Raw genomic sequence first — 26041 nt, 5'->3', positions numbered from 1 at the left:
CGCGCGGGCTGACCACGACAGATACCGGGCGGAGAACGACGACATCAAGCGCGCGAAGGCGCCGCGAACTCGGACCGGGCCACCCGGCCGAGCTCGCCCAGGACCTCGGTGTTGAGCAGGTACGCGAGCCTGGTCTCGCGGATCAGCCGCCCCTTCTCGGCCTTGTTCAGGGGAAGCGCGTCCAGCCGGGCCCGGTACTCGTTCTTGAAGCGGGGCAGGCTGCCGATCCCGTCGAAGAGGTAGAAGTCGACGCCGCCGCCCGGCCGGTAGCCGTAGATCTTCTGCAGCTCCATCCGGATGAACTGCCCGCCGGACAGGTCGCCCATGTAACGGGTGTAGTGGTGGGCGATGTAACCGCCCGGCCAGGTGGCCACCTGGTTGATGCGGGCCACCAGGGTCAGGGTCGGCTTGGAGGGCTCGATCCTGGACCTCCAGCCGGACCCGTAGATCGTCTCCAGGTCGCGGACCAGCGCCTCCTCCCGGTAGAGCTCGGGAATGACGAACGGCGCCGCGACGGGATCGGCGGCCAGTGAGCGGGAGGCGCTCTCCAGGGCCACGTAGGCGAAGTAGTGCTGGGCGACCATCTCGCCGTAGGCCTCGGGGCTGAGGTCGCCCGCCATCAGCGCCTTGAGGTAGCTCTCGTCCTCGGCGGACTCGTGATCACCCCAGGTGGCGTTCCTGAGGACTTCGGAGAAGGGCGATTCGCTCATGATCACTCCGCGACGAGGAAACCTTTTATTATGACGCAGTGTCACAAAAGCCGCGGCACCCCGTCAAGCAGATGACGACACCTTGTCGTTAAATCGTCTGCGCGTTGATCGGGGAAGCCAGACGAGCGCCAGAACGGCCGCGAACACCGGGAACCAGCCCAGCCGGTGCGACAACCAGACCGGTTCGTCGGGCACCGCCAGCAGGCCGGGCACGTCGCCGAAGCGCAGAGCGGCGACGGCGAGCACGACCACCGCGCTCTGGTGCCACAGGAAGAGCGTCATCGCCGACAGGTTGGCCAGCGCGACCACCGCCCACAGCCGGGGACGCCGCATCATCCGGGCCAGCGGCGCGCGGACGAGCAGCGCCAGCCCCACCTGGGCGAGGCCGAAGCAGACCACGGCCAGGCTGGGCGGGCTGAGGTTGGAGACCGCGTCCCCGGTCACGCCCACCATGCTCGCCGGATACCCGGCCCCGCCGACCAGCAGCGCCGCCCCGGCCGCCCCGCCGGCCAGCAGGCCCGCCGCCACCCGGCGCGAGCCGAGCAGCCCACCCGCCCAGGCGATCCCCAGCGCGTACGGCACCAGCCATCCGGCCGCCAGGTTCGCCCACCCGGTCCAGGCGGGGGCGCCGAGCCCGAACCTGGCCAGGTCCACCCCGAGCACGACGACGAACGCCACGGCGGCCGTGATGCCCGGGTGCGCGCGCAGGAGGAGGGGAGTGGCCGCGGTCAGCGCGGCGAAGACGGCCAGGAACCACAGCGGCCCGATCGCCGGGACCACCATCGCCCTGATCGTTCCCGCCGAGGTCCCGCGCAGCGCCATCCCCGCCGCGATCCCCGCCCAGACCAGGACCAGCGGCACCGCCGGCCCCAGCAGCCTCCCCACCCTGGCCCGCACCCAGATTCCGGCCCGGTACGCGCCGCCACCGGCCTCCCGGCGTGAACCGCGAGCCGCCGCGTAGCCGCCGACGAAGAAGAACACCGCCAGCGTCTGGAACACCCAGGACAGCGGCGTGAACCCCGGCAGGTGGGCGAGCGGGCTGGACAGGTGAACCGCCCCCGCCGCGCCCGGTGCCCACGCCGTCACCAGCCAGTGCCCCAGCACCACGCCCACGATCGCCAGCGCCCGCAGCGCGTCGACCCCCCGGTCCCTGCCTTCGGGGGTGGCCGCCTCGATCCCGGCCGCGAGACTAGCCACGGGACACCTCGCCGCCACGGCCGAGCGCGATCAGGGTCAGGTTGCGCAGGGACTCGCCGCCCGGTCGGAGATACTCGCTGTGCCCGGCGGAGCCGGTACCGAACAGGCGGGCGCCGAAGGCCGGGGCGGCGGGATCGGGACCGAAGCCGAGCGGCCCGATCCTGAGCTTGGGCACCTCGCGCATCCAGTCGCGGGCGCCGCTGCCCGCCCACAACCGGGTGCCGCCCAGCTCGGCGGCCGACGAGACGCCCAGCCCCGGGCTGCCGAACACGGCCGTGTCCGCGACCCCGGAACCGGGCACGGCCCCGGCGCACACCACCGAGCCGTAACTGTGACACAGCAGGCTGACCCGTTTCCCCCTGAGCGCCCCGGTGACGTACCGTCGCAACTCCACCGCACCCCGTTCCGCGGCCTCCCCGGTCATCACACCGAGGCTGAGCGTCGCCGGGCTGTCGTAGCCGAGCCAGGCGACCACCGCCAGCCTAGCTCCCGGATCCAGTGTCCGCGCCTCGGCCAGCAGCGCCCGTGCCCCGCCCCCCGGCGTGCTGTACGGCCTGGCCCTGCCGCCGTCGAAGGTGGCGGCCGTGGTGTCGGAGCCGGGGACGACGACCGCGACGTGCTCGGCCGTGCCGAGGTCGCCGTAGACCCGCACCACCCGGTCGCCCGCGGGCGGCGGGACCGTCACGTAGGCGAGCGCCGCGGCGACGGCCACGGCGAGCGAGCGGCGGAACATGGGAGCCTCCTGTCCGGTCTGAAGAACCGAACAGAACGCTAGGAATCACGGCCTGTAACCCGCGTCACCCCGAGGTGGTCACCTTCCCCGTCCCCCTCGGGAGCGAGGGGGGTGATCCGCGCCGCTTCCGGGCCCTTTCCGGGCCGGGGCGGGGCTGTCCCCGGGCCGATCCCGGGCCGCGGGACGCCGCCGTCGACGGGCCCGGCGATAAACTCGGCGGATGGAGACGGAGCGGTTGGTCATGCGCAGGTGGCGGGATGACGACCGGGAGCCGTTCGCCGCACTGAACGCCGACCCCGAGGTGATGGAGCACTTCCCGGCCCCGCTGACCAGGTCGCAGAGCGACGCCATGGTCGACAGGATCGAGCGGGCCTTCGACGAGCACGGCTACGGGCTCTGGGCGCTGGAGGTCGGGCAGACGGGCCGGTTCATCGGTTTCACCGGGCTGGCGTGGCAGCGGTTCGAGGCGCCCTTCACCCCCGTCCTGGAGGTCGGCTGGCGGCTGGCCCGGCACACCTGGGGGCACGGGTACGCCGCCGAGGCGGCCAGGCGGGCCGTCGCCGAGGGCTTCGCGGTGGCCGGGGTGGACGAGATCGTCTCCATGACGGCCGTGCGCAACGCGCGTTCGCGCGCGGTGATGGAGCGGCTGGGCATGACCCGCGACCCGGCCCGCGACTTCGACCATCCGGCGGTGCCCGAAGGTCACCCGCTGCGCCCCCACGTCCTGTACCGGCTCGGGCGACCGTAGCGGCGAGCGCCTCAGGGGGCAGGACGTCGGCGGTTTCGCTCGAAAGCCCGCGGAGACGGCGACACCAGGGGATCCGCGACCTTCCTTTGATCCCGCCGGTGTCCCGGCCCGGGCCACGGGCCACCTCCGAGGTTCACTCTCCCGGCCGGACCAGGCCCGTCTCGTAGGCGTGGACGATCGCCTGGGCGCGGTCGCGCAGGTTCAGCTTCGCGAGGATCCGGCCGACGTGGGTCTTGACGGTCTGCTCCGACAGCACGAGCTCCTCGGCGATCTCCTGGTTGGACCTGCCCCGCGCGATGAGGGTGAGCACCTCCGTCTCGCGCTCGGTGATGTCGTCCAGCCGCCCGCGCGGGCGGCTCGGGCCGATGCGGGCGAACTCCGCGATCAGCCGCCTGGTCACCGAGGGGGCCAGCAGCGCCTCCCCGGCCGCCACCACCCGGACCGCCTCGGCCAGTTGCTGCGCCGAGGCGTCCTTGAGCAGGAACCCGCTCGCCCCGGCCCGCAGCGCCTCGTAGACGTAGTCGTCGAGGTCGAACGTCGTCAGGATCAGGATCCTCGGCGCGGGATCGACGGACCTCATGATCTCCCGTGTCGCCGCGAGGCCGTCCATCACCGGCATCCGCACGTCCATCAGCACCACGTCGGGCCGCAGCTCGGCCACCCGCGCCACGGCCTCGGCGCCGTTGGCGGCCTCGCCGACGACCTCGATGTCGGGCTGCGAGCTCAGGAACACCGTGAAACCGGTCCGTACCATGCCCTGGTCGTCGGCGATGAGCACCCGGGTCGTCATCGAATCTCCTTGAGCGTGGAGCCCCCGGAGCGCGCGCCGGGGGAGGGGGTCATGCGTCCTCGCTGATCGGCAGTATGGCGGTTACCGCGAAGCCCGTCCCGGTCGGACCGACCCAGAGCCTCCCGCCGAGCACGGACACCCGTTCCCTCATCCCGATCAGGCCGTGTCCCATGTGTCCCCGCTCATCGGGGGACTCGGGGGACTCGGAGGGCTCGGGGGAGCGGTGCCCGGCGCTGTTCGTCACCTGGACGTGCAGCTCGGCGCCGTACCGGGCGACCTTCAGCGAGACGGTGGAACCGGGGGCGTGCCGCATGGCGTTGCTGAGCGACTCCTGGGCGATCCGGTAGGCGGACAGGCTCACCGCCGTGGGGAGCCGGGCCAGGTCACCGACGAGTTTGAGCGTCACGACGAGCCCGGCGGAGCGCGCGGTGTCGACGAGCTCCTCCAGGCGGCCGAGGCCCGGCTGCGGCGCGGTGTCGGCGTGCCCGTCCCCCTCCCTGAGGACGCCCAGCACGCGGCGCATCTCGGTCATGGCCGCGAGGGAGAGCGCGCGGATCTCCTTCAGTCCCTCCTCGAGGCGCCGCGCGTCCCCGGACGCCTGCAGCGGGACGGCCTCGGCCTGGATGGCGATCACCGACATGTGGTGGGCGACGACGTCGTGGAGCTCCCTGGCGATCCTGGCCCGCTCCTCCAGCGCGGCCTGGGCCGCGAGGGCCCGCTCGCTGCGCCGTTCCTCCTGGGCCAGCAGCCCGGCGGCCAGCCGCCGGGCGCGCACGTTGTAGCCGAACAGGACGGTCACCGAGACCGTGCCGACGACGAGGGCCGTCGAGTTGGGGTGGATCATCCAGGCGGCGAGGAACGAGACGATCCACACGCCCACGGTGATGTGCCGCTCGCAGCGGACCGCGACCGCGTAGACCACGAGTACGTACATGATCGAGGCGGCCGCGGTGTAGGGGACCTCGTGGAGGAACTGCCGCGAGACGACCGTCCCCAGGGGAACGAGCAGGAACGCCGACCGCCAGGCGGCCAGCGGCCACCGGTCGCGCAGCGCGAGCGGCAGGGAGAAGGCCAGGGCCGCGAACATGAGCCCCTGCTGGTCGAGGGGGGAACGCGCCGCGGCCGCCTCGGTCTCGAGGTAGGACAGGCCGCCGCCGAACAGGACGAAGGTCAGTGCCAGGTCGCCCAGCAGGACCAGGTCGATCGTCCGGAACGGCAGCAGCCCCAGGGCGCGCGGCACGCGGCGGGTGAGGCGGCGTGATCGGGGACGGGCCGGGTCGGGGGCCCCGGTCACCAGCGCCTCGGTGAGCGGGCGGGCCAGCCGTACGGCGGGTTCCCACGCCCGCCGCGTATGTCGTGCGAGGAACCGCCGCGCGGGGCTGGGGATCACCCGGATCAGCGTAGGCGGCTCGGCCGTGGCCCGCATCCCACCAGGGGGTGACCTCCGATATGCGACCGGGGAGGGAACCCGTGCCGTCCGGTGGGCTCGGGCCGTGCCCGGACCGGGTCGCCGGCCGCCTCACACGCCGGGTCGCCTTCCGGGCGGAGTCGCGAAGAGAGCGGGGACGGCCACGCCCTCGCTCTCTTCCAGATGATTCCCCGTGCGCCCGCCGTCGCTGAACGTTTCATCGGCCGGCACCGTCCACCAGGGTCATCCGGCCATGGTGGTGGCGCGACGTTGACCGGTTCCGTCCCGAGTGTGATTTTCCTTGGAAGGGCCGATCACTGAAGGGGGCACATCGATGCGGGTAACGACATGGCTGGCCGGTTGGGTCGGCGGAGGAGTGGTGGCCGCCGCTCTCGTCTTCCTGCCGGCCGGAAACGCAACGGCCGCACCGTCACCGGTGCCCTCTCCGTCCCCCGCCCTCCCGTGCCGTACGGCGCCGCAGACTCCGGCGCCCTCCAGCACCCCGCCGACCGCGCCGGGAACGCCGACGGTCGTGAACGTCACGCTCACCATGGTGCGCCTGAGCTGGACCGCCTCCACCGATCCGCACGGCATCGCCTGCTACTACGTGTACGAGAACAAGAACGGCACGGCCGTCCGGCTGGCCACCCTCCAGCCCGCGGTCACCGAGACGACGATCTTCTTTCCGTTCCCCCCGCGCGGCGTCGCGTCGGAGGTCCACCACGTGTACGTCGTGGCCGTCGACTCGAAGGGTGAGGTGAGCCCCCCGTCCGGAACGACGGCCGTCACGATCTACAACGACCTCCCCCCGGAGCCCGGCACCTGCGAGGTGAAGTACAGCTCCTGGACGTGGGGCAACGGGATGAACACGAACATCAGGATCTCCAACAACGGCTCCACACCCCTCGTCAACTGGCGGCTCACGTTCGCCTTCGCCGACTCCGGACAGCGGGTGACCTCGGGCTGGGCGGCCGCCTGGTCGCAGACCGAGAGCGCGGTGACGGCCGCGAGCCCGCCCTGGAACAAGGACCTCGCTCCCGGGCAGTCCCTGGTCATCGGCTTCCAGGGCACCCACACGGGCGCCAACCCCACCCCGGCCCTCTTCCGGGTCAACGGGATCCCGTGCGACCAGGCGTGAGGAAGGGGACCGGCCCGATGACATCCCCGCGCTGAACGGTCAGAGCCTGTCCGACGGCGGAACCGGAGGTCCGGACCGGGTGAAGGCGCACCCCCGCGGGGGTGCGCCTTCACCCGGTCCGGACCTGAAACATGTGCCCACCTGGGGTTCGCCCGGCCACCCGGGCAATGCTGATTACACGATTACGATCGCTCACAGCGAACTCGCTCAACCTCGGGAACATTCTCAGGCTCCCATTAATTGAGTGTGTATAACTCAACCCTTGGAGTTCACATGAGTGAGAGCTTGATCCTCCCGGTCCTGCCGCTCGACGACGAGGTCGTGCTGCCGGGCATGGTGGTCCCGCTTGACCTGTCGGAGACCGAGGTCCGGGCCGCGATCGACGCGGCACAGGCTCTCGCTGACAACAAGCCGGAGGTCCTTCTCGTTCCCCGGATCGACGGCAGATACGGCTCGGTGGGCGTGAGGGCGATCGTCGAGCAGGTGGGCAGGCTCCCCGGAGGCGAGCCCGCGGCCGTGGTGCGCGGTGTCGACCGGGTCCGCGTGGGCACCGGCACGACCGGCCCCGGCGCGGCCCTGTGGGTGCAGGCCACCCGCATTCCCGCCGTCGCGGCGGGTGAGCGCGCCCACGAGCTCGCCAAGGAGTACAAGGCGCTGGCCACCACGATCCTGCAGAAGCGGGGCGCGTGGCAGGTCGTCGACGCGGTCAACCAGATGGACGACCCCTCGATCCTCGCCGACAACTCCGGTTACGCCCCCTGGCTGAGCACCCCGCGCAAGGCCGAGATCCTCCAGACCGCCGACCCGGCCGACCGCTTGGAGAAGCTGGTCGAGTGGTCCCGCGAGCACCTGGCCGAGCTCGACGTGGCCGAGACGATCCGCAAGGACGTCCAGGAGGGCATGGAGAAGCAGCAGCGAGAGTTCCTGCTCCGCCAGCAGCTCGCCGCGGTCCGCAAGGAGCTCGCCGAGCTGAACGGCGACACCTCCTCCTCCGAGGAGGAGGACTACCGCTCCCGCGTCGAGGCCGCCGACCTGCCCGAGAAGGTGCGCGAGGCCGCGCTCAAGGAGGTCGACAAGCTGGAGCGGACCTCCGACCAGTCTCCCGAGACCGGCTGGATCCGCACCTGGCTCGACACCGTCCTCGACATCCCGTGGAACGAGCGGACCGAGGACTCGTACGACATCGCCGCGGCCCGCGCCGTCCTCGACGCCGACCACACCGGCCTCGACGACGTCAAGGACCGCATCATCGAGTACCTGGCCGTCCGCGGGCGCAGGGCCGAGAAGGGCCTCGGCGTGGTCGGCGGGCGCCGCAGCGGCGCGGTGCTGGCGCTGGCCGGTCCCCCCGGAGTCGGCAAGACCTCCCTCGGCGAGTCCGTGGCCCGCGCCATGGGCCGCAAGTTCGTCCGCGTCGCCCTCGGCGGCGTGCGCGACGAGGCCGAGATCCGCGGCCACCGGCGCACCTACGTCGGCGCCCAGTCCGGCCGGATCGTCCGGGCCATCCGCGAGGCCGGCTCGATGAACCCGGTCGTGCTGCTCGACGAGGTCGACAAGGTCGGCTCCGACTACCGGGGCGACCCGACGGCCGCGCTGCTCGAGGTGCTCGACCCGGCGCAGAACCACACCTTCCGCGACCACTACCTGGAGGTGGAGCTCGACCTCAGCGACGTGCTCTTCCTGGCGACCGCCAACGTGCTGGAGGCCATCCCCGGCCCGCTGCTGGACCGCATGGAGATCGTGACGCTCGACGGCTACACCGAGGACGAGAAGGTCGCCATCGCCCGCGACCACCTGCTCCCGCGCCAGCTCGACAAGGCCGGTCTCACCGCGGAGGACGTCACCGTCGGCGAGGACGCGCTGCGCAAGCTCGCCGGCGAGTACACCAGGGAGGCCGGGGTCCGGTCCCTGGAGCGCTCGATCGCCAGGATCCTGCGCAAGGTGACGGCCAACGTCGCGCTCGGCGAGAGCGAGCTGCCCGTGACGGTGGAGGACCTGGTCCCCTACCTGGGCCGCCCGCGTAACGTGCCGGAGTCCTCGCTTCCCGAGTCCAGCCAGCGTACGGCGGTGCCCGGCGTGGCCACCGGCCTGGCGGTCACCGGGGCGGGCGGTGACGTCCTCTACGTGGAGGCGTCCCTGGCCGATCCCGAGACCGGCGACACCGGCCTGACCCTGACCGGCCAGCTCGGCGACGTCATGAAGGAGTCGGCTCGGATCGCGCTCTCCTACCTGCGCTCGCGGGGCGCGGAGCTGGAGCTGCCGGTCGGTTCCCTCAAGGACCGCTCGGTGCACGTCCACTTCCCGGCCGGAGCCGTTCCCAAGGACGGCCCGTCCGCGGGCGTCACCCTGATCACGGCCCTGGCCTCGCTGCTCTCCGGCCGTCAGGTCCGCGCCGACGTGGCCATGACCGGCGAGGTCTCCCTCACCGGCCGGGTGCTCCCGATCGGCGGGGTCAAGCAGAAGCTGCTGGCCGCCCACCGGGCGGGCATCACGACCGTGCTGATCCCGGCGCGCAACGAGCCCGACCTGGACGACGTCCCGCAGGCCGTCCGCGACGAGCTCACCGTGCACACGGTGAGCGACGTGCGCGAGGTCCTGGAGATCGCGCTCACCCCGGCCAAGGTGGCCCAGCACACCGCCGCCTGACCCGTGTTCCCCGCGACGGCCCGCCCTATCCCCGGAGAGGCCGGGCCGTCGCCGTTCTCGTACGGAACGGGCTTAACGAATATAAATGGACGAATCATCAGGTCCAGGCCCAGCGGGCCGGGCGCAGGCTGTCCGAGGCGGGGGAGGTGTGGATGCTCCTGGAGGAGCGGGTCGACGCCGACGGGCTCAACACCCGCACCGTACCGGTGATGACCAGGCGTCGCCGGGATCGACCGGGTACGGCCACGGGGGGTCCCGCCGGAGACGGACGTTCGTGACCGGTGATCGGTTTCACATAACATGTCGGGAATGAGGGCAAAGCAAGGGCACGTTGGGGACCAGCTGTGATCGATGTTTCGGGCCTGCGGAAGGTCTATCAGGATCGGGGCCGAGAGGTGGTCGCCGTCGACGGCGTGGATCTCCACGTCCGCGAGGGTGAGATATTCGGCGTGCTCGGGCAGAGCGGCGCCGGCAAGAGCACCCTGCTGCGCTGCGTGAACCTGCTGGAGCGACCCACCTCCGGCACCGTCTCGGTGGCGGGCCAGGAGCTGACCTCCCTGCGCGAGGGCGACCTGCGCATGGCCCGGCAGCGGATCGGGATGATCCACCAGCACTTCGCACTGCTCTCCTCCCGCACGGTCGCCGGGAACGTCGCCTTCCCGCTGGAGGTCATGGGGATGGCCAAGGCCGAGCGCGTCAGGCGTACGGCCGAGCTGCTGGAGCTGGTCGGACTGGCCGACAAGGCCGGGGCACACCCCGCGCAGCTGTCGGGCGGGCAGAAGCAGCGGGTCGGCATCGCCCGCGCGCTGGCCGGAAGCCCCCCGGTACTGCTCTCGGACGAGGCCACCTCGGCGCTCGACCCCGGTACCACGCAGTCGATCCTGGCCCTGCTCAAGCGCCTCAACCGCGAGCTCGGCCTGACGATCCTGCTGATCACCCACGAGATGCACGTCGTCAAGTCGATCTGCGACTCGGTCGCCGTCATGCGGGACGGCCTGGTCGAGGAGTCGGGGACCATCCCCGAACTGATCTCCAGGCCCGGCTCCAGGCTCGCCGCGGAGCTGTTCCCCCTGCCGGAGCCGGAGCCGGGCCAGGTCACGATCACCTTCACCGGGCAGGCCGACGAGCCGGTGGTGTCGCAGGTGGTCCGCAAGTTCGACGTGGACGTCAACATCCTCGGCGGAGCCCTGGAGGAGGTGGCGGGCGTCTCGACCGGACGGTTGCGCCTGCTCGTCACCGGTGACGAGCGCGCCGCCGCGCTCACCTACCTGGCCGAACGCGGCCTGCTCGTCGAGGAGGCCCGATGACCTGGGAAGAGATGTTCCCGCTGCTGATGGAGTCGACCGGCCAGACCGTCCAGATGGTCCTGTGGTCGACCCTGTTCACGGTGATCCTCGGCCTCCCGCTCGGGGTGGCCCTGGTCGCCACCGACCGGGGCGGGCTGTTCCCCTCGCCCGCGCTCAACCGGGTGCTCGGGCTGGTCGTCAACATCGGCCGCTCGCTGCCCTTCATCGTGCTGATGATCGCGATTCTCCCGCTGACCAGGCTGATCGTCGGCACGACCATCGGCACCATCGCCTCGGTGGTCCCGCTGACGCTCGGCGCGGCGCCGTTCTTCGCCCGGCTGGTGGAGACCGCGCTGCGCGAGGTCGGCAGGGACAGGGTGCAGGCGGCCCAGGCCATGGGGGCCGGGCGCGTGACCATCGTCGGCAAGGTCCTGCTGCCCGAGGCGATGCCCGGCCTGGTCGCGGGGCTCACGGTGACCGTGGTCGCGCTGATCTCGTACTCGGCGATGGCCGGGGCGATCGGCGGGGGAGGACTCGGGGACCTGGCGATCCGCTACGGCTACCAGCGCTTCGAGACCACGCTCATGATCGTCACCGTGGTGGTGCTGGTCGCCGTCGTGCAGATCGTGCAGACCCTGGGCGACACCGTCGCCCGCCGTCTCGCGCGTAACTGACCGGATTGTCACATTGATCATTTAATTCTATTTCATGATCTATCCGGTAAGCAATCTGATTTGATCATTGGCGTGGCCTGGTGTTTCAAGTGACGTGAAAGTCAGGGGCAATCGGCGCATCGTACAACATGTGTGTCAGAATCCTCACTCCCGAGAGGAACCCCTCGAAATGCGATTCGCCAGCCGAATCCTGTTGGGCGCCGGTATGGCCGCCCTGCTCGCCACGGGCGCCCCGGCGATGGCCAACGCCGAGACCGCGACCCCCGTCCAGACCGCCACCGCCGCGACCCCCTACTTCGTCGACTCCTGGGGACCGTACTACTCCGGTGACGAGAAGGCGGAGGCCGAAGGCAAGGTCGCCGTGGAGAAGAAGTCACAGAAGCACTGGTACTGGAAGAAGTATTCCAAGATCGTCAAGAAGTGCTACTGGCACAAGGGTGAAAAGAAGTGCAAGTGGGTGAAGCAGTGGTTCAAGAAGCGCGCGTGGAAGTGGGAGCACGAATACCACTACACCGTCGGTAGCAAGCTCACCAACCACAAGTGGTGGAGCAAGCCCAAGCACTTCTGTGCGTGGGAGACCTTCAAGGTCGTGGGCTTCGACGGCTCGTCCACCTTCAAGAGCTTCAAGAACTGCTCCAAGAAGCCCGCCTTCTACTCCTTCTCCGGCACGGACGCCGAGCACATCTACGTCAAGGTGAGCCGGGGCAACCACGGCCACCCCAACGGCTACCAGAGTGGCTGGGAGCACGTCTACAGCCACGCCTGATCCGCACGGCCGAGGCTCCCCGGAACACGGCCGCGCTGCGCACGGCCCGAGCTCCCAGGAGTACGACCACGCTGATCCACCCGGCCGGGACCCTCCCGGGTACGGCCACCTCCGATCCACCCGGCCAGGACTCTCCCGAGGCCTGAGCACCCCCTGGGCCGCGACCTCACGCGAGGTCGCGGCCCAGCCGCGTGCGGGCACTTCTCACCGAACTTCTCACCGAGTAATGTTCGGTTTCATGCACCCGGGAGCGATCGCAGCAGTCTCGCCCGACAAACCCGCTGTGATCATGGCGGGCTCCGGACGGGTCGTCACCTACCGCGAGCTGGACGAGGAGTCCAACCGCCTCGCCCACCTCTTCCGCGCCGCCGGGCTGCGACCGGGTGACCACATCGCCTTCATGCTGGAGAACCACCCGCTGTTCCTGGCGGTCGCGTGGGCCGCGCACCGCTCCGGCCTGTACTACACCGCGATCAGCCCGCGGCTGAAGACCGACGAGCTCGCCTACATCGTCGACAACTGCGAGGCCCGGATCTTCATCTCCTCGGCCGCCCTCGCGGACGTGGCCGTCTCCATCGCGGACCGTACCCCGGGCGTCGGGCTCAGGCTCATGCTGGACGGCGTGGCCCCGGGCTTCGACTCGTACGAGAAGGCCGTCGCGGCCCACCCCGCCACCCCGGTCGAGGACGAGTGCCAGGGCGTGGACATGCTCTACTCCTCGGGTACCACCGGACGACCCAAGGGTGTCAAGCCCACCCTCTCCCAGGCCCCGCTGGACACGCCCGGGCCGCTGCTGCAGCTCATCCAGTTCCTGTTCGCGCCCTCCGCCGACAGCGTCTACCTCTCCCCGGCGCCGCTGTACCACGCCGCTCCGCTGCGCTACTGCATGACCTTCCAGCGCCTGGGCGCCACGCTCGTCGTGATGGAGAGGTTCGACCCCGAGCAGGCGCTCGCGCTCATCGAGAAGTACCGCGTCACCCACTCACAGTGGGTGCCGACCATGTTCATCAAGATGCTCAAGCTGCCCGAGGAGACCCGCGCGCGTTACGACCTGTCGTCGCTGACCTGCGCGATCCACGCCGCCGCCCCCTGCCCCGTCCCCATCAAGGAACGGATGATCGACTGGTGGGGCCCGATCGTCCACGAGTACTACGCGGGGACCGAGGGCAACGGCTTCCTGTACGCCGGCTCCCAGGACTGGCTCGGTCACAAGGGCACGGTCGGCCGCCCGCTGCTCGGCGTCGTCCACATCTGCGACGAGGACGGCAACGAGCTGCCGCCGCGCGAGCACGGCACCGTCTACTTCTCCGACGGCCCCCAGTTCGTCTACCACGGCGACGAGGACAAGACGCGGGCCTCGCGCGACCCCCGGGGCCGGGGCTGGACCACCCTCGGCGACATCGGCTATCTCGACGAGGAGGGCTTCCTCTACCTCACCGACCGCCGCTCCTACATGATCATTTCTGGCGGGGTCAACGTCTACCCGCAGGAGGCCGAGAACGTCCTGTCCGTCCATCCGAAGGTGGCGGACGTGGCCGTCTTCGGCATTCCCGACGAGGAGATGGGCGAGCAGGTCAAGGCCGTCGTCCAGCCGCTCTCCATGGACCTGGCGGGCCCGGGGCTGGAAGCCGAGCTGATCGAGTACTGCCGGTCCCAGCTCGCGCTCTACAAGTGTCCCCGGTCGGTCGACTTCCGCGAGGAACTGCCCAGGCACCCCACGGGAAAGCTCTACAAGCGCCTCCTGCGCGACGAGTACTGGCCCGCCGGCTCCTGAGCCGTCCAGCGGTGGTGCCCGCGTCCACCTGATCGGCGGGATCGCCGCGACGGGAGAGGGTCGCGTACGGTGACGGGCCGGCCCGCGAGGAACCGGGGCCGCCGGCGGCGGTCGCCGGGAACCCGGGCGGTCATTCCTCGGCGCAGGCCTGTTTCTCTTCCTCGGCCGAGGTGTTGATGCGGCTGAGGAGCCCGTAGAGCTGGGCGATCTCCTCCTCGTCGAGGCCGGAGCACAGCTCTCGCTCCAGCGCCGTGAGCGCCTCCTGCACCTTGGTGAGCGCGTCCGCTCCCGCGGCGGTCATCTCCACGATGTGGCGGCGCCGGTCGGCGGGATCGCGGCGGCGCTCGGCGAGCCCGTCACGTTCCAGATCGTTGAGGATCGCCACCAGCACGCTGGGGTCGACCGCCAGCGCCTCGATGAGGGCCTGCTGGCCCATGGGGCCGCTCTCCTCGAGGTTCATCAGCGTGACGGCGTGCCTGGGGGTCAGGCCGGTCACGCCGAGTGCGTGACGCATGCGGATGTTCGTGACGGTGCCGTGGCGGGCCAGAAGCATGCCGAGACGGTCCACGGCCCTCGGCGCACGGATGTCCTCGACTCCCATGCCCGTACCGTAACACGGATCGAATGATCGGTGAACCTAAATAGTTGACGCCCTTCAACGATATGTTAGTGTCAACGACATGCCGGGCGCCGCATCGGCACGTACGGCCTGGTCAGACCCGCTTCGACGTCCCGGCCGACGTGTCCACCGCGAGGCGGCCGGATCCAGCCGACGGCCGTCCGGGCTCCGCCCGCGCCGGACCAACGTGATTCCGAACCAGAAAGAGATCGGGAACCTGTGATGAGCGATATCGCACCCGCATGGCAGCCCACCGTCGTCGTGGTCGGCGGAGGCTACGGAGGCGTCCGCGTCGCCAAGGCGCTCGACGACGTGGCCGACGTCGTGCTCGTCGACCCCAAGGACGCCTTCGTGCACAACGTCGCCGCGCTGCGGGCCCTGGTGGACCCGGCCTGGCTGCCGCGCATCTACTTCCCGTACGACACCCTGCTCACCCGGGGCCGGGTGGTCCGCGACCGGGCCGTCAGCGTCGACTCCAAGCGCGTCGTCCTCGGGTCCGGCGAGGAGATCGCCGCCGACTACATCGTGCTCGCGACCGGCTCCTCCTACCCGTTCCCCGGCAAGAGCGACGCCGTCGAGACCGAGGCCGCGCACGAGCACTACCGGACCTCGCACCGGGCCCTCGCCGCGGCCGACGGGGTGCTGCTGCTGGGCGCGGGCCCGGTGGGACTGGAGCTCGCCGGAGAGATCAGGGCCGTCTGGCCCGACAAGCGCATCACCGTCGCCGACATCGGCGACGACATCCTCCCCGGCCCGTACAAGCCCGAGCTGCGGGTCGAGCTCCGCCGCCAGCTGGACGAGCTCGGCATCGAGCTGCTGCTGGGCAGCCCGCTGCGCGAGGCGCCGGCGACCGAGCCCGGCACCGCCGCGCCCTTCACCGTGACGACCGAGGCGGGCACGGAGGTCACCGCCGACATCTGGTACCGCTGCCACGGCGTCAGGCCCCTCACCGGCTACCTCGCCGACGACCTGGCCCCCGCCCTCACGGCGAGGCATCTCGTCGAGGTGACCCCCGAGCTGCGGCTGGTCGGGCAGGACAGCGTCTTCGCGCTCGGCGACATCACCACCCTGGGCCCGCCGATGGCGGCGCACGCGGGAATGCAGGCCGAGGTCGTCGCCGCGAACATCCGCGCCCTGATCACCGGCGAGGGAGAGGTGGGGGCCTACGAGCCGATGCCGCCCGTCATCGTGGTGCCGCTCGGCCCCGAGCGCGGCTCGGGCCAGCTCCCCGGCCAGGACGGCGTCCTCGACGGCCCCGCCGTCGCGCAGATCAAGGGTGGCGGCCTGCTGATCGAGAACCAGGTGGAGGTCTTCGGGGTCGGTGAGAAGTAGCCGCGAAGTGTTCGCCCGGTGATTTCGAATGATCGGGACCCTCGCTGAGCACGGCGGATAAAGCCGTTGTCAGAGGATCCCGATCACCGCGATCAGGCTCTTAACCAGGTCTTATACGCGGTCGGGCATTGTTTTCAGTAGCCGGTGACCACCGGCCTCCGCCCGTTCGATCGGGGGGACGTAGGACGTGGGGGAAGACATGGACCCGAACAGGAATGAGCAGCAGGACACACCGGCCGCGGCGACCCCCGGGAACGACGGCTGGACCCAGTTCGGCAAGGTGCCGCCCCGCGCCGGCGCCTACCGCGCCGCCGACACCGGACCGCAGCCGACGCTGATCCACCCGGTGCCGGAGCAGCTCGCCGCCGAGGCGCCCGGAGGGTACGGAGGGGCCGGGGGGCCCGGGGGACACGGGGGACACGGGGGGCCGGGGGCGGTCCCCCCGCAGCGGGGGCGGCTCACCGCAGGGCAGAAGGTAGGTGCCGGTCTCGCGCTGGCGGCCATGGCCGTCGGTGGCGGGGTCGCGGGGGCCTTCGCCGCGACGAGCCTCAACAGCGGCGCCGTCGCCCAGGTCTCGTCGGCCGGCCCGGTGGTCAGCCCGGTCGGCAACGCGACCACGGTCGCCGACATCGCCCAGGCCGTCCAGCCCTCCGTGGTGTCGATCGAGATCAGGACCGCCGCCGGCGGGGGCGAGGGATCCGGGGTGGTGCTGTCCGCCGACGGCCTGATCCTGACCAACAACCACGTGGTGGAGGCCGGGGGCCAGGGGGGTCCTGGCAGCCAGGTGACGGTCAAGTTCAGCGACGGGAAGTCCGCCACCGCGAAGATCATCGGCACCGATCCGGCCACCGACCTCGCGGTCATCAAGGCGGAGGGCGTCTCCGGCCTCACCAAGGCCACGCTCGGCGACAGCGACCGGCTGAAGGTCGGTGACTCCGTCCTCGCCATCGGCAGCCCGCTCGGCCTGTCCGGCTCGGTCACCGCAGGGATCGTCAGCGCGCTGAACCGTACCCTCACCGTCGGCGGTGACCAGGGGCGGCAGCAGCTCCCGCCCGGCTGGGGCGGGCAGCAGCAGCAGGGCGGCGGGGCCACCACCATCGGCGGCGCCATCCAGACCGACGCGGCGATCAACCCCGGCAACTCGGGAGGGGCGCTGGTCAACGCGGCCGGGGAGGTGGTGGGCATCAACACCGCCATCGCCACCAACGGCGGCGAGGGCAGCATCGGTGTCGGCTTCGCCATCCCCATCACCACCGCCAACCAGGTCGCCCAGCAGCTCATCGAGAGCGGCAAGGTCTCCCACGCCTTCCTGGGCGTGAGCGTGACCGACGCCACCGGGGACGCGGGTGGCGCCCTGGTCGGCCAGGTCACCGAGGGCAGCCCCGCGGCCAAGGCGGGCATCCAGCAGGGCGACCTGATCACCAAGATCAACAACACGACCGTGGACGAGGCGGCAACCGTAGTCGGAGCCGTCCGCGGCTTCAAGCCCGGCCAGCAGGTGACCATCGCCTACGTCCGCGACGGGCAGCCCGGCACCGTCACCGTGACCCTCGCCGAGAAGACCGGCGAGTAGGTCCCGGCGGCGTTCCCATTTCCACGACCCGGTGCCGCGGGCCCCGCCGTCCGGGGATTCCGAGACGCCGGCCTCTCGCTTCGCGAGCAGGATGTCAGGGGCTCTCCGGTCGCGCGGGTGATCAGGACTGGGTGCGGGTCCACTGCTGGTTGGTGCCGGTGCCGCAGGCGTACTGCTGGATGTCGGCGCCGTCGGCGGTCGAGGCGTTGGCCACGTCGAGACATTTGCCGCTGTGGCGGGCCCTGAGCTGGTGGTAGCCGCCGGTGGCGGTCCACTGCCACTGCTGGTTGGCGCCGGTGCCGCAGGTGTACTGGATGACGTTGGCGCCGTCGGCGGTCGAGGCGTTGGCGACGTCGAGGCACTTGCCGCTGTTCTGGCCGACCAGGCGGAGATAGCCGTCGCCGGTGTCCTGGAACTGCCACCTCTGGTTGCCGCCGCCGTTCCACGGATACTGCTTCACCTCGGCGTTGTTCGCCGTGGAGGCGCTGACGACGTCCATCACCTTGCCGCTGTGCCGGGCCGTGATCCGGTACGCCGGTGCGACGGAACCGGAGATCTCGCCGGTGGCGGTGTCGACGGTGACCTGCGGGCTCCAGCTCAGGCTCATGCTCGTGGCGGACGGGAACGTGATCGGCAGCCACACGTACTGGGAGTCGTTCACCGGGCCGCCCCACGCGCCGGCCCACCGGTCGCCCAGGTAGAGGTAGCTCGTCGTCGAGGTGCCCTGCACCGGCAGGACGTACGCCGGCTGGGAGCCGAACGTCGTGCCGTCGCCGACGTTGGTCCACCCGCTCCACGGGCCCGAGACGCTGGAGGCCGTCGCGTACCTGGCCTGGTTCGGGCTCCATCCGGTGGCCCCGGACGTCAGCAGGAAGTACGTGCCGCCGCGCTTGAACATGGCCGGGGCCTCGCGAGTGCCACCGGGCCAGAAGTTGCCGACCAGGGCGCTGACGTTCAGGTAGTCGGAGGTGAGGCGGTAGATGTGCAGGTCGCGGTTCTCGTTCGCGGCCGAGATCATGTACGCGATGCCGTTGTCGTTGTAGAGGGTGATGTCCCTGGACATGTGCTGGCCCAGGGGGCGGAAGCTGCCGTGGTAGGTGTAGTCGCCGTCCACGGTCGCGGAGGAGGCGACGGCGGCGCGGGCCTGCCCGTAGTCGACGCCGTTCTCCTTGTGCATCCACATGACGTAGCGGCCGGTGGAGCTGTTGTAGATGACCTTCGGTCGTTCGATGTTGGAGACGTTCAGCTCGGCGCTCGACGTGCGGGTGAGGACGTCGCGCCGGAACTCCCAGTTCCGCAGGTCGGTGGACCGGTAGACCGAGACGGCGCGGAAGGTGTTGTCGGCGTTGCGGTTCTCGCCGAACCAGTAGTAGTACGTGTCCACCTTCAGCACCCCGCCCCCGTGTGCGTGCAGCGGGTTCCCGGCGGTGTCGCGGAACTGCGTCCCGTTGGTGATCGTGACCTGCGCGGCCTGGGCGGTATGAGCGGCTTGGGACGGCGCCACCGGCTGGGCGATGACGGCACCGGCGACGAGCAGGGCGGCGGCGATCGTTCTGCCGATCGCCCTGCGTAAGCTCGTTCTCATGGTGATCTACACCTCCTGATGCGTGATCTGGCCTGGTGGGTGATCTGGACGCGCCCGGCGGCAGCCGGTGAGGCCGGTCGGATTCGCCGCCGCCGTGGGCCGTTCGGCGGCAAGGGGGACGACGCGGCCCGGTACGGTCGCCGGTGACGCGACGCTCGCGAGAATCGTTCGGCGCGGGGACACGACAGGCACCCTTCTGCGAGGAACGGAATGGCAGGCGGTTGTGTTAGCGCTAACAGCCGACGGTTCGCGTTGGCCCGTGGAAACGGGCGGACCCCGTGGGACGGCGACGATGAGGGCGCGTCGATGTTTCCGCTGTGTTTCCGCAGAGTGTTTACGTTGCCATCGTGGATGTCAACAGATCCACCGCGAGGGTTCCGGAATGCGGCTTCGCCGGATCTGACAGGCTTGACCGATCGAATGTGAGCGCACACACTGATGTGACGCTGACCTGCCGCCCCCCGGCGGCCGCGGATGGTGCACCACGCGCATCGGCGTCCCCCGCCCCCTCGCGCGGCGGTTCTTCGTCAATGAATGTTAGCGATAACATTTCAGCGCTCGGAAAGAGGTCCGTATGACGGTCGGCAGATGGGCGGCCGGGACGGCCGCGCTCGTACTCGCGAGTTCCGTCCTGGTGACGACGGCCTCTCCGGCGTACGCCGCGACGCTGCCGACCGGCGCCCGGTCGCTGGAGGCGGTCAACTACCCCGGCCACTACGTCCGGCACGCCGACGCGCTCGGCCGCCTCGACCCGGTGACCTCCGCGAGCCCGGCCCAGACCAGGCTCGACGCCACGTTCACCGTGGTCAACGGTCTAGCCTCGCCGTCGTGTTACTCCTTCCAGACCAAGAACGGCCTGTTCCTGCGGCATTACGACTGGCGGCTGCGTGTCGACGCCAACACCGGTGACGCGACCTTCCGCGCCGACGCCACGTTCTGTGCCGTGGACGGGTCTGTCGCCGGCTCGACGTCCCTGACCTCCTACAACTATCCGGGCCGGCGGATCAGGCACCGCGACTTCGGGCTCTGGCTGGACACCTACCAGGACACCGCGGGGTTCCGCGCGGACAGCTCGTTCAAGATCGTCGCGCCGTGGGCGCCCAAGACGAACCGCAACCCGGTGATTCCCGGCCTGTTCGCCGACCCGCACGTCGTCGCCGCGGGCGGCCGCTACTACCTGTACGCGACGACCGACGGCTACGCGGGCTGGGGCGGCACGTACTACAAGGCGTTCTCCTCCGCCGACATGGTGAACTGGACCGACCACGGCGTCGTCCTGAACCACGGCCCGGATGTGTCGTGGGCCGACGACTCGGCCTGGGCGCCCGCGGTCGCGGCCGCGGGCGGCCGGTACTACCTGTACTTCAGCGGCGGCGCGGCCTCCGGGAACACCGCCAAGCAGCTGGGGGTCGCGGTGTCGGACTCGCCCACGGGCCCGTTCCGCGACGCGCTCGGCCGGCCGCTCGTCGCCGCCGGCCAGTATTCGGGCCAGGCGATCGACCCGATGGTCTTCACCGACGACGACGGCCGGTCCTACCTGTACTGGGGGCAGGGCGCCGCCCGCGTCGTGCCGCTGAACGCCGACATGACCTCCTTCGATCCCGCGCAGGTGCGCGTGATCACCCCCTCGGGCTACAACGAGGCGCCGTTCGTGTTCAAGCGGAACGGGATCTACTACCTCATGTGGTCGGAGAACGACACCCGAAGCGAGGACTACCGGGTGGCGTACGCCACGGGGACGAGCCCGACGGGACCGTGGACCAGGCGCGGCGTCGTGCTGCAGAAGCGGCTGGAGGCCGGGATCAAGGGCCCCGGTCACCACTCGGTCGTCCGGGCGCCCGGCACCGACACCTGGTACGTCGCCTACCACCGGTTCGCCGTACCGGCGGGGAACGGCACCAACCGGGAGGTGGCCGTCGACCGGATGGAGTTCAACACCGACGGCACGATCCGCCCGATCGTGCCCAGCCTCTGAGCCGTCCTCCCTGTCGCGACGGAGTATCCGGAGAACACCGGTCCAGGCAACCATGTTTTCGGGATCGCCGGTCGGCGCGAGGATCGCCAGGACTGCGTGGCAGGAGCGGTATCTAACTCTGACCTGGGAAAACACAGAACTGCAAGCCGGAGGGCTCTCACGACGATCAGATAGCCGACGGTTTCCGATTTTATGCAAAGCTTCGGGTGATGATTGACGGATCGATGTCGACTGATGCTTTCCACCCGGTCCAGATCCTGTAGTCGATGTGGCCGCTTGCTCGCAGCCGGTTGACCTCCTTGATGACGGTTCGCGGATGCACGGACAGTTCCTCGCCCTCGAACAGCATCCGAAATCGGGCCTCTTCAAGGACGACGGTGACGACCTTGCCGCGGTGCACTTGGCCGACCTGGAGCTTGCAACTGGTGACCATGAGAGTGCCGTTGTCGACCACCACCCGCTCCACCGTCGAGAAGCGGCCGACGGCGACGTTGGGGCTCTGGGCCAGACGGGCGCAGGGCTACGGCCCTCAAGAGCGTGTGAAGAACGGACCGGCGTTGCTAGCCATGGCGCCCATGCCGTGTGGGACGCGATTACCAAAGAGATCACCGGGTTACCCGAGCAGCTACGTCGCTCGCTGATCTGGGACCGTGGAACAGAACTGGTCCGGCACACTCAACTGCGCATCGATACCGGCTTGCCGGTCTATTTCACCGACCCCCATAGCCTCTGGCAGCGTGGCACCAACGAGAACACCAACGGCCTGCTGCGCCAGTACTTCCTAAGGGCACCGATCTATCATGATGGGTGCTGAGGAATTGGCAGCCTAGCATTCGCGCTCAACACTGGGCCCCGAAAGATCCTGGATGGAAGACGCCGGTAGAAGCCCTCAGTGATCATCTAAACTCGCTGCTTAGCAGCAGCGCTGCGGCGACAGTTTGAACCCGAGAATCCACGAACGGTCTAACGACCGACCGCCAAATGAATTACGTTCTAAGAGTCGGATGATCGAGGCAGGCGCCACAGCGCGCTGCTATGTTCAAACGTTGTTAAGCCGAGGCGGGCCGGGAGCCTTGGGAAAGGGATTGGGAAATGATCACGGCCGTTAGGTCACTTCGCACAACTAGAGGACCGTAAAGACCTTGCGCCCATGCTCTTGTCCATGACAAGAGGAAGACGGCTGACCGATCAACTTATACGCGCTGCTGTGGCCTCTTCACTACACGGCGGCTATGGTGGCGTCGACGTCGGTGATGTTCGTGGCGCGCTGCTACTCGAGGAGAACGAGCTTGAGCAGCTCAAGAATTTCCGGCGGAGCTGCCGTTCAAGCTCTGTAAGCTTCTAGCGAGGTCCTCCCGTTCGTAGCTATCAAATATTTGACTCAGCTGACTGAGGAGAATCTCGCGATGCTGGGGCCCCAACGGCGTGAGAAAGTCTTTGATAATTTCTGCGATCTGCTCGACTACGAGTGCCTCTTCAGGGGTTTTAACCGAGCCCATGCCGTCCCGAACTAATCCAACAACTTGTTCAAAATTATTGCCCATCTTGAGAAGATCCGGTAGCTTCTCCGGTCTACCGTCGAGCCACCAGAGCCTAGCAATCTGGGCATCGGCAAGTAGATGATCGCGTACATAGTGAGCTTGACGCGCTTTCATCGCATAAGTTGCTTCCGTCAGAGCGCTTTGGCGTAACTCTTTCTCGAAGTTCTCGGCATAAATTTTCATGTCATCGCTTACTGAGAGATTTATCTGAACGGATGTTAGCTGACGATCGATTCTGTGAGCTTGCCTGTAAACCGCTATTTCGGCTTCGCTCTGCGCTTCCCCTGCCGACAGAACCGAGAAGTTAGGAGTGATGCGTTCCAACACTTCGCGAAGTTGACGATGCACCCGGTGTGTCTCCTCCATATTTGGAGGGCTGTCATTCCCCTCTATCGTCCATGTAAGTTGAAGCGATGCCTCAAAATACGCTTCTGGCAAGGAGCTCGGAAGTGACCGCACTGAAAACTTGCTCTGATGACGCTGCTCGATGGGCTCTTGATCATACTTAAAGGCAAGCAGATCGCGGATCCATGTCAACACTCCCATAGCATCTCCTACATTTTATCAAACGCGTTGTAACATGATCGGTTCCAGAGGCCGGGTCGTAGCTCCTCGATTCTAGCTAGCAGTTCCTCGTAAAGCACCTCGCGTGGCATCACTGACGGCTCGTAAGAGTCGCGTATCCAACGCTTAGCTAGGGGGATTATTATTCCGATGTCATAGCTGCTTCTACAAGCTATAGCAAATATACTAGTAATAATTTCGCTAGATGCTTGCATCTGGACGCCGGCTTCCATCCATTCCATGGCAAGTGTAGAGGCGCCAGCCATGGTTTGATTATTTCGCAGAGTCGCGCGCCAGCCCTGAGCGAGCATATCGAGGAGCTCTTGATCTGCAGAAGCGAGGGGAATGAAAGCGTATCGTTCTCCGACTCGCTCCTTGGCCAAAGTCGCGAACGCAAGAGCACCAGTGGTCTGGCGCTCCGACGTGCTACCAGTCCAATCTACAACCTCTTCAAGGATCATTCCTCGAAGGCTGTCATCTCTACCCAGTGCGGCAAGGGCTGCACACACGGTACCTTTGACTCGCAGTGAATCGCGATCTGCCAGGTGCCGAAGACGTGTTAACGCTACTCTCGGAAAGAAGCTTCCGAGATTTCCCCCGCAAACTTCGGCTACGGCGACTTGGATGTCCTCCGGCGTTGAAGGTATAACCGACCACTGATATAGAGACTGTCGGATGCTCCGTCCTATCTCAGTGCTAAGCGCTGCGTTATCCAGCAACTGTACTGCACGCGCTCGGCTTGCATACTTACCCACCCAGCTTGTAACCGCATCGACTATCAGATTGGGCACAGAGTGGGATTCGGCAAGATGAAGTAGCACTGAACCTATGTGGTCGCTCTCATTCGTAGCACCGAGAGAAATAATCCAGGGGTCTAGATGCTTGCGCAGATAGACATGGTCGCCCCAAGCGTAATCAAGAATTGGCAAAGCATAATCTGTTCGGCGAAACCGAACTACTCCGTCGACCAGTTCTGCGTCTATAGAAGCCAACAGCTTGGATGAACCTGGCCCGAAACTGCCACGTCCGGGATACTTCTCAAGCTCTAGTGCCTCAACGAGTTGCGCTGTCGCGGAAAATACAGCAGCCGGTCGTGCGCCCTCCAGGGCAGATGCGGAGAGCACAAGTGCGCGATGATATTCAGATTGGTTGGTGCTTGTCTTGCTAAATAAATCCCTTACGTCTGTGTTAGCTCGTTTCAAGAACTCGACCAAGACTTCTTCGATTGTTTTTTCTGAGGTGCAATCTTTATGGTCGGCTCGCTTCCTTGCCAGGCTAGCGAGGCGGGTAGCTTCACGAGTGGTAGCGCCCTGCAGAACGTCTTTTAGTTTAGGATATTCGGCATACTGGTCGGCGTACCATCTAGAAGTTGCGCACGCAAGATGTGAACGAAAAACAGGGTCTGCGCAGGGGCCTATGATGGACACCACCGCATCGTCATCTGGATCAAGCAGGCGGCACTCTTGAGGTGTAGCAATGATGACGAGGCTGGATATGGAAGCTCGTATGCGGGCAACATAGTCACGGAGGACTTTGGATAATCTCGCAACAGCTTCTTCTTCGAGTTCGCCTAGGTCAATAAGATGCCCCTGCCCGGTCTTTGTGATAAGCGAACGTTCAATATCGTCGGGATCCAAAAGTATCTGTACGGGATGTAGCTGAGCGGCAAGGATCGCGTTGACTGCGGTTATAAAGCGGCCAGTCCCTTCGTTGCCGGAAATAACAACGAATTTTTTCTGGTGTAGAATTCTTTCTACCTCGCTCGCCTTGTCATCTCCATTCCGATCCTTGCGTACGTACGTGTCGCTCATCTCCTGCAGGACTTCTGGGTGGAGAACTCGAGTTGCAACATTTTTTCGAGCTTCGCCTAAATTGACGTTGTCAATGCGGGCGCCAACAAAAGCCGCACCTACGGCATCCCGAAAACTACTTTGAAGAAGTAAAGGCTCTTGTGGTTCCGCCTGTGCCTCGTCAGGTCCTTCTTTGTGGACTTCTTCATCAACTCCCTCCTCGGTGGGGGGAAGATCTGAATCAGGTGCGAGTTCGATCTCTGCCGATGAGTCGGCCTTAGTTGACGATTCGTTTTCAGCCACTACTCCTTCTCCTTCTTTCGGCGTGATTCAAAGAATCCCTCTGGGAGGTCTATATTAACCCCGTCATGAATTTCACCGGCAGTGATGTTCTGCCCCACGTTGCCATGGAAGATAGCCGTAGCGCTTGGTGAAGGGGGCGAGGACGACTTGGCTTCTTTCGACGCTGTCGTAGACGCGTGTGATCCCAGGCCTTGATGTGATCGCCGTGGTATGTAGAGCCACGCAGACTGCTTAAATCCCTTATCTGGGACTGCTGCGATAACTGGCTCGAACTCTGTTTCGTGTAACTGTACATATCCAGCCTGCACAACGTCTTCAAAGACGCGTTGCGAGATTATCGCGCCGACTAGAGTCACATCTGGTTGGCTCTGTCTCAGTACTTCTTTCAAAGGAGTAGAGTCTAGCAATCTGCATGCGTATACCGTTGGCTCGCTGATTCGGTCCCTTAGCTCGTCACCTTCGTCATGTATCGGTCCGATATGGATACTGACACGCAGGCGCAGGTCGAGAGACCGCTCTTTTGCGCGCAGAGTCGGCGCGAGTTCATACAGCACATTTTGCAGGCTTGGTACAACTTGGCCGATGAGAGCAGGAACATACCTTGTCTTGGTTCCGAATATGTATCCATCTCCATTAGCTTGCGGGAACCGTCGCTTCTCCCATACTTGAGGTATCCCACATCGGGTCAATGCGGTTTGAAGCGCTTCCGGTATTGCGGAGCTTAGGTCGGGAAGATGGATACTTCGGTGCTTGCTGAATTGAACACAGTCGACCGCGATCAGCCCACGATAGGGTGGAAGTCGCCGACTAGATGTCTCTCTTGACGTTTGATCCATTGCACTTCCCCTCGTCCTGCACTCGTCCCTAGTCACGACCTGTGGGTCTTCGGATG

The 26041-nt window shown here is 67.5% G+C and carries 22 protein-coding genes and 1 pseudogene; 11 read left to right on the top strand and 12 right to left on the bottom strand.

Annotated elements, in window-relative coordinates; genetic code table 11:
- Positions 1 to 44: 44 nt before the first annotated feature.
- The 3 genes from ACVCAG_RS28755 to ACVCAG_RS28745 form a co-directional block, all read right to left on the bottom strand.
- A complete protein-coding gene (locus ACVCAG_RS28755) occupies positions 45 to 710 on the bottom strand; it encodes a biliverdin-producing heme oxygenase (RefSeq protein ID WP_447190617.1) in 666 nt (221 codons plus the stop codon).
- 63 nt (positions 711 to 773) lie between these two features.
- A complete protein-coding gene (locus tag ACVCAG_RS28750; protein WP_440086554.1) occupies positions 774 to 1907 on the bottom strand; it encodes an acyltransferase family protein in 1134 nt (377 codons plus the stop codon).
- Complete coding sequence (locus tag ACVCAG_RS28745) at positions 1900 to 2640, bottom strand: alpha/beta hydrolase (RefSeq protein WP_440086553.1); 741 nt, start codon at positions 2638 to 2640, stop codon at positions 1900 to 1902. Before ACVCAG_RS28745 ends, ACVCAG_RS28750 begins: the two co-directional genes overlap by 8 nt.
- Positions 2641 to 2860: 220 nt before the next feature.
- Here ACVCAG_RS28745 and ACVCAG_RS28740 point away from each other — a divergent pair, with 220 nt between their 5' ends.
- Positions 2861 to 3388 (top strand): GNAT family N-acetyltransferase, encoded by a 528-nt coding sequence (locus tag ACVCAG_RS28740; protein ID WP_440086552.1) that lies wholly within the window; start codon positions 2861 to 2863, stop codon positions 3386 to 3388.
- Positions 3389 to 3521: 133 nt separating this feature from the next.
- Here ACVCAG_RS28740 and ACVCAG_RS28735 read toward each other — a convergent pair whose 3' ends face one another.
- Positions 3522 to 4178 carry a response regulator gene (locus ACVCAG_RS28735; RefSeq protein WP_440067077.1) on the bottom strand — a complete coding sequence of 219 codons (657 nt, stop codon included), beginning with the start codon at positions 4176 to 4178 and terminating at the stop codon, positions 3522 to 3524.
- Between the two features lie 49 nt (positions 4179 to 4227).
- Positions 4228 to 5568, bottom strand: a complete 1341-nt coding sequence (locus tag ACVCAG_RS28730; protein ID WP_447190616.1) for a sensor histidine kinase — start codon at positions 5566 to 5568, stop codon at positions 4228 to 4230.
- A 352-nt stretch (positions 5569 to 5920) separates the two neighbouring features.
- On the opposite strand from ACVCAG_RS28730, the gene ACVCAG_RS28725 reads away from it, so the two are divergent.
- Both ACVCAG_RS28725 and lon read left to right on the top strand, forming a co-directional pair.
- Positions 5921 to 6724, top strand: coding sequence for a cellulose binding domain-containing protein (locus ACVCAG_RS28725; RefSeq protein WP_440086550.1), 804 nt, complete (start codon positions 5921 to 5923; stop codon positions 6722 to 6724).
- Positions 6725 to 6997: 273 nt separating this feature from the next.
- Positions 6998 to 9367, top strand: a complete 2370-nt coding sequence (gene lon, locus ACVCAG_RS28720) for an endopeptidase La (RefSeq protein WP_447190615.1) — start codon at positions 6998 to 7000, stop codon at positions 9365 to 9367.
- A 97-nt stretch (positions 9368 to 9464) separates the two neighbouring features.
- Here the strand turns inward: lon and ACVCAG_RS28715 are convergent, their stop codons facing one another.
- Positions 9465 to 9614 (bottom strand): hypothetical protein, encoded by a 150-nt coding sequence (locus ACVCAG_RS28715; protein ID WP_447190614.1) that lies wholly within the window; start codon positions 9612 to 9614, stop codon positions 9465 to 9467.
- Positions 9615 to 9711: 97 nt separating this feature from the next.
- Between ACVCAG_RS28715 and ACVCAG_RS28710 the strand changes: the two genes are divergently transcribed.
- The 4 genes from ACVCAG_RS28710 to ACVCAG_RS28695 all read left to right on the top strand — a co-directional run bounded on the left by ACVCAG_RS28710 (position 9712) and on the right by ACVCAG_RS28695 (position 13867).
- On the top strand, positions 9712 to 10674 hold the full coding sequence (locus tag ACVCAG_RS28710; RefSeq protein WP_447190613.1) for a methionine ABC transporter ATP-binding protein: 963 nt from the start codon (positions 9712 to 9714) through the stop codon (positions 10672 to 10674).
- A complete protein-coding gene (locus tag ACVCAG_RS28705; protein ID WP_447190612.1) occupies positions 10671 to 11327 on the top strand; it encodes a methionine ABC transporter permease in 657 nt (218 codons plus the stop codon). The genes ACVCAG_RS28710 and ACVCAG_RS28705 overlap by 4 nt, the downstream gene beginning before the upstream one ends.
- A 169-nt stretch (positions 11328 to 11496) precedes the next feature.
- Positions 11497 to 12093, top strand: coding sequence for a hypothetical protein (locus ACVCAG_RS28700; RefSeq protein WP_440086547.1), 597 nt, complete (start codon positions 11497 to 11499; stop codon positions 12091 to 12093).
- 226 nt (positions 12094 to 12319) lie between these two features.
- The gene (locus ACVCAG_RS28695; RefSeq protein ID WP_447190611.1) at positions 12320 to 13867 is read left to right on the top strand and encodes an acyl-CoA synthetase; all 1548 of its coding nucleotides are present in this window, start codon (positions 12320 to 12322) and stop codon (positions 13865 to 13867) included.
- Between the two features lie 130 nt (positions 13868 to 13997).
- On the opposite strand, the gene ACVCAG_RS28690 is transcribed toward ACVCAG_RS28695, so the two are convergent.
- Positions 13998 to 14468 carry a MarR family transcriptional regulator gene (locus ACVCAG_RS28690; RefSeq protein WP_440086545.1) on the bottom strand — a complete coding sequence of 157 codons (471 nt, stop codon included), beginning with the start codon at positions 14466 to 14468 and terminating at the stop codon, positions 13998 to 14000.
- A 240-nt stretch (positions 14469 to 14708) separates the two neighbouring features.
- Between ACVCAG_RS28690 and ACVCAG_RS28685 the strand changes: the two genes are divergently transcribed.
- Positions 14709 to 15818 (top strand): FAD-dependent oxidoreductase, encoded by a 1110-nt coding sequence (locus ACVCAG_RS28685; RefSeq protein ID WP_447190610.1) that lies wholly within the window; start codon positions 14709 to 14711, stop codon positions 15816 to 15818.
- A gap of 199 nt (positions 15819 to 16017) precedes the next feature.
- Positions 16018 to 17391 carry a S1C family serine protease gene (locus ACVCAG_RS28680; RefSeq protein WP_447190609.1) on the top strand — a complete coding sequence of 458 codons (1374 nt, stop codon included), beginning with the start codon at positions 16018 to 16020 and terminating at the stop codon, positions 17389 to 17391.
- Between the two features lie 121 nt (positions 17392 to 17512).
- Here ACVCAG_RS28680 and ACVCAG_RS28675 read toward each other — a convergent pair whose 3' ends face one another.
- Positions 17513 to 18976 (bottom strand): RICIN domain-containing protein, encoded by a 1464-nt coding sequence (locus ACVCAG_RS28675; protein WP_447190608.1) that lies wholly within the window; start codon positions 18974 to 18976, stop codon positions 17513 to 17515.
- A 574-nt stretch (positions 18977 to 19550) separates the two neighbouring features.
- Between ACVCAG_RS28675 and ACVCAG_RS28670 the strand changes: the two genes are divergently transcribed.
- Entirely contained in the window at positions 19551 to 20951 is a 1401-nt protein-coding gene (locus ACVCAG_RS28670) for a family 43 glycosylhydrolase (RefSeq protein ID WP_440086541.1), read from the top strand.
- A 190-nt stretch (positions 20952 to 21141) separates the two neighbouring features.
- Here ACVCAG_RS28670 and ACVCAG_RS28665 read toward each other — a convergent pair whose 3' ends face one another.
- The gene (locus ACVCAG_RS28665; protein WP_447190607.1) at positions 21142 to 21405 is read right to left on the bottom strand and encodes a hypothetical protein; all 264 of its coding nucleotides are present in this window, start codon (positions 21403 to 21405) and stop codon (positions 21142 to 21144) included.
- 79 nt (positions 21406 to 21484) lie between these two features.
- Here ACVCAG_RS28665 and ACVCAG_RS28660 point away from each other — a divergent pair.
- Positions 21485 to 21893 (top strand): annotated as a pseudogene (locus tag ACVCAG_RS28660) (IS30 family transposase); the annotation flags it as partial.
- 356 nt (positions 21894 to 22249) lie between these two features.
- Here the strand turns inward: ACVCAG_RS28660 and ACVCAG_RS28655 are convergent.
- The 3 genes from ACVCAG_RS28655 to ACVCAG_RS28645 are packed head-to-tail and all read right to left on the bottom strand — an operon-like array spanning position 22250 to position 25703.
- Positions 22250 to 23038, bottom strand: a complete 789-nt coding sequence (locus ACVCAG_RS28655) for a hypothetical protein (protein ID WP_447190606.1) — start codon at positions 23036 to 23038, stop codon at positions 22250 to 22252.
- Positions 23039 to 23046: 8 nt separating this feature from the next.
- Positions 23047 to 25149 carry a hypothetical protein gene (locus tag ACVCAG_RS28650; protein ID WP_447190605.1) on the bottom strand — a complete coding sequence of 701 codons (2103 nt, stop codon included), beginning with the start codon at positions 25147 to 25149 and terminating at the stop codon, positions 23047 to 23049.
- On the bottom strand, positions 25149 to 25703 hold the full coding sequence (locus ACVCAG_RS28645; protein ID WP_447190604.1) for a hypothetical protein: 555 nt from the start codon (positions 25701 to 25703) through the stop codon (positions 25149 to 25151). Before ACVCAG_RS28645 ends, ACVCAG_RS28650 begins: the two co-directional genes overlap by 1 nt.
- Positions 25704 to 26041 lie beyond the last annotated feature (338 nt).

It is taken from the genome of Streptosporangium sp. G12, assembly GCF_052983175.1.
The sequence above is the reverse complement of the archived record's forward strand: the minus strand, read 5'-3'. Positions and strand labels throughout refer to the sequence as shown.

Bases quoted from the DNA above. Each gene is read 5' to 3' on its own strand.
- ACVCAG_RS28740 (WP_440086552.1), top strand. From the start codon at position 2,861: ATGGAGACGGAGCGGTTGGTCATGCGCAGGTGGCGGGATGACGACCGG.
- ACVCAG_RS28675 (WP_447190608.1), bottom strand. From the start codon at position 18,976: ATGAGAACGAGCTTACGCAGGGCGATCGGCAGAACGATCGCCGCCGCC.
- ACVCAG_RS28735 (WP_440067077.1), bottom strand. From the start codon at position 4,178: ATGACGACCCGGGTGCTCATCGCCGACGACCAGGGCATGGTACGGACC.
- ACVCAG_RS28725 (WP_440086550.1), top strand. From the start codon at position 5,921: ATGCGGGTAACGACATGGCTGGCCGGTTGGGTCGGCGGAGGAGTGGTG.
- ACVCAG_RS28685 (WP_447190610.1), top strand. From the start codon at position 14,709: ATGAGCGATATCGCACCCGCATGGCAGCCCACCGTCGTCGTGGTCGGC.
- ACVCAG_RS28690 (WP_440086545.1), bottom strand. From the start codon at position 14,468: ATGGGAGTCGAGGACATCCGTGCGCCGAGGGCCGTGGACCGTCTCGGC.
- ACVCAG_RS28755 (WP_447190617.1), bottom strand. From the start codon at position 710: ATGAGCGAATCGCCCTTCTCCGAAGTCCTCAGGAACGCCACCTGGGGT.
- ACVCAG_RS28680 (WP_447190609.1), top strand. From the start codon at position 16,018: ATGGACCCGAACAGGAATGAGCAGCAGGACACACCGGCCGCGGCGACC.
- ACVCAG_RS28655 (WP_447190606.1), bottom strand. From the start codon at position 23,038: ATGGGAGTGTTGACATGGATCCGCGATCTGCTTGCCTTTAAGTATGAT.
- ACVCAG_RS28745 (WP_440086553.1), bottom strand. From the start codon at position 2,640: ATGTTCCGCCGCTCGCTCGCCGTGGCCGTCGCCGCGGCGCTCGCCTAC.
- ACVCAG_RS28705 (WP_447190612.1), top strand. From the start codon at position 10,671: ATGACCTGGGAAGAGATGTTCCCGCTGCTGATGGAGTCGACCGGCCAG.
- ACVCAG_RS28700 (WP_440086547.1), top strand. From the start codon at position 11,497: ATGCGATTCGCCAGCCGAATCCTGTTGGGCGCCGGTATGGCCGCCCTG.
- ACVCAG_RS28670 (WP_440086541.1), top strand. From the start codon at position 19,551: ATGACGGTCGGCAGATGGGCGGCCGGGACGGCCGCGCTCGTACTCGCG.
- ACVCAG_RS28695 (WP_447190611.1), top strand. From the start codon at position 12,320: ATGTTCGGTTTCATGCACCCGGGAGCGATCGCAGCAGTCTCGCCCGAC.
- lon (WP_447190615.1), top strand. From the start codon at position 6,998: ATGAGTGAGAGCTTGATCCTCCCGGTCCTGCCGCTCGACGACGAGGTC.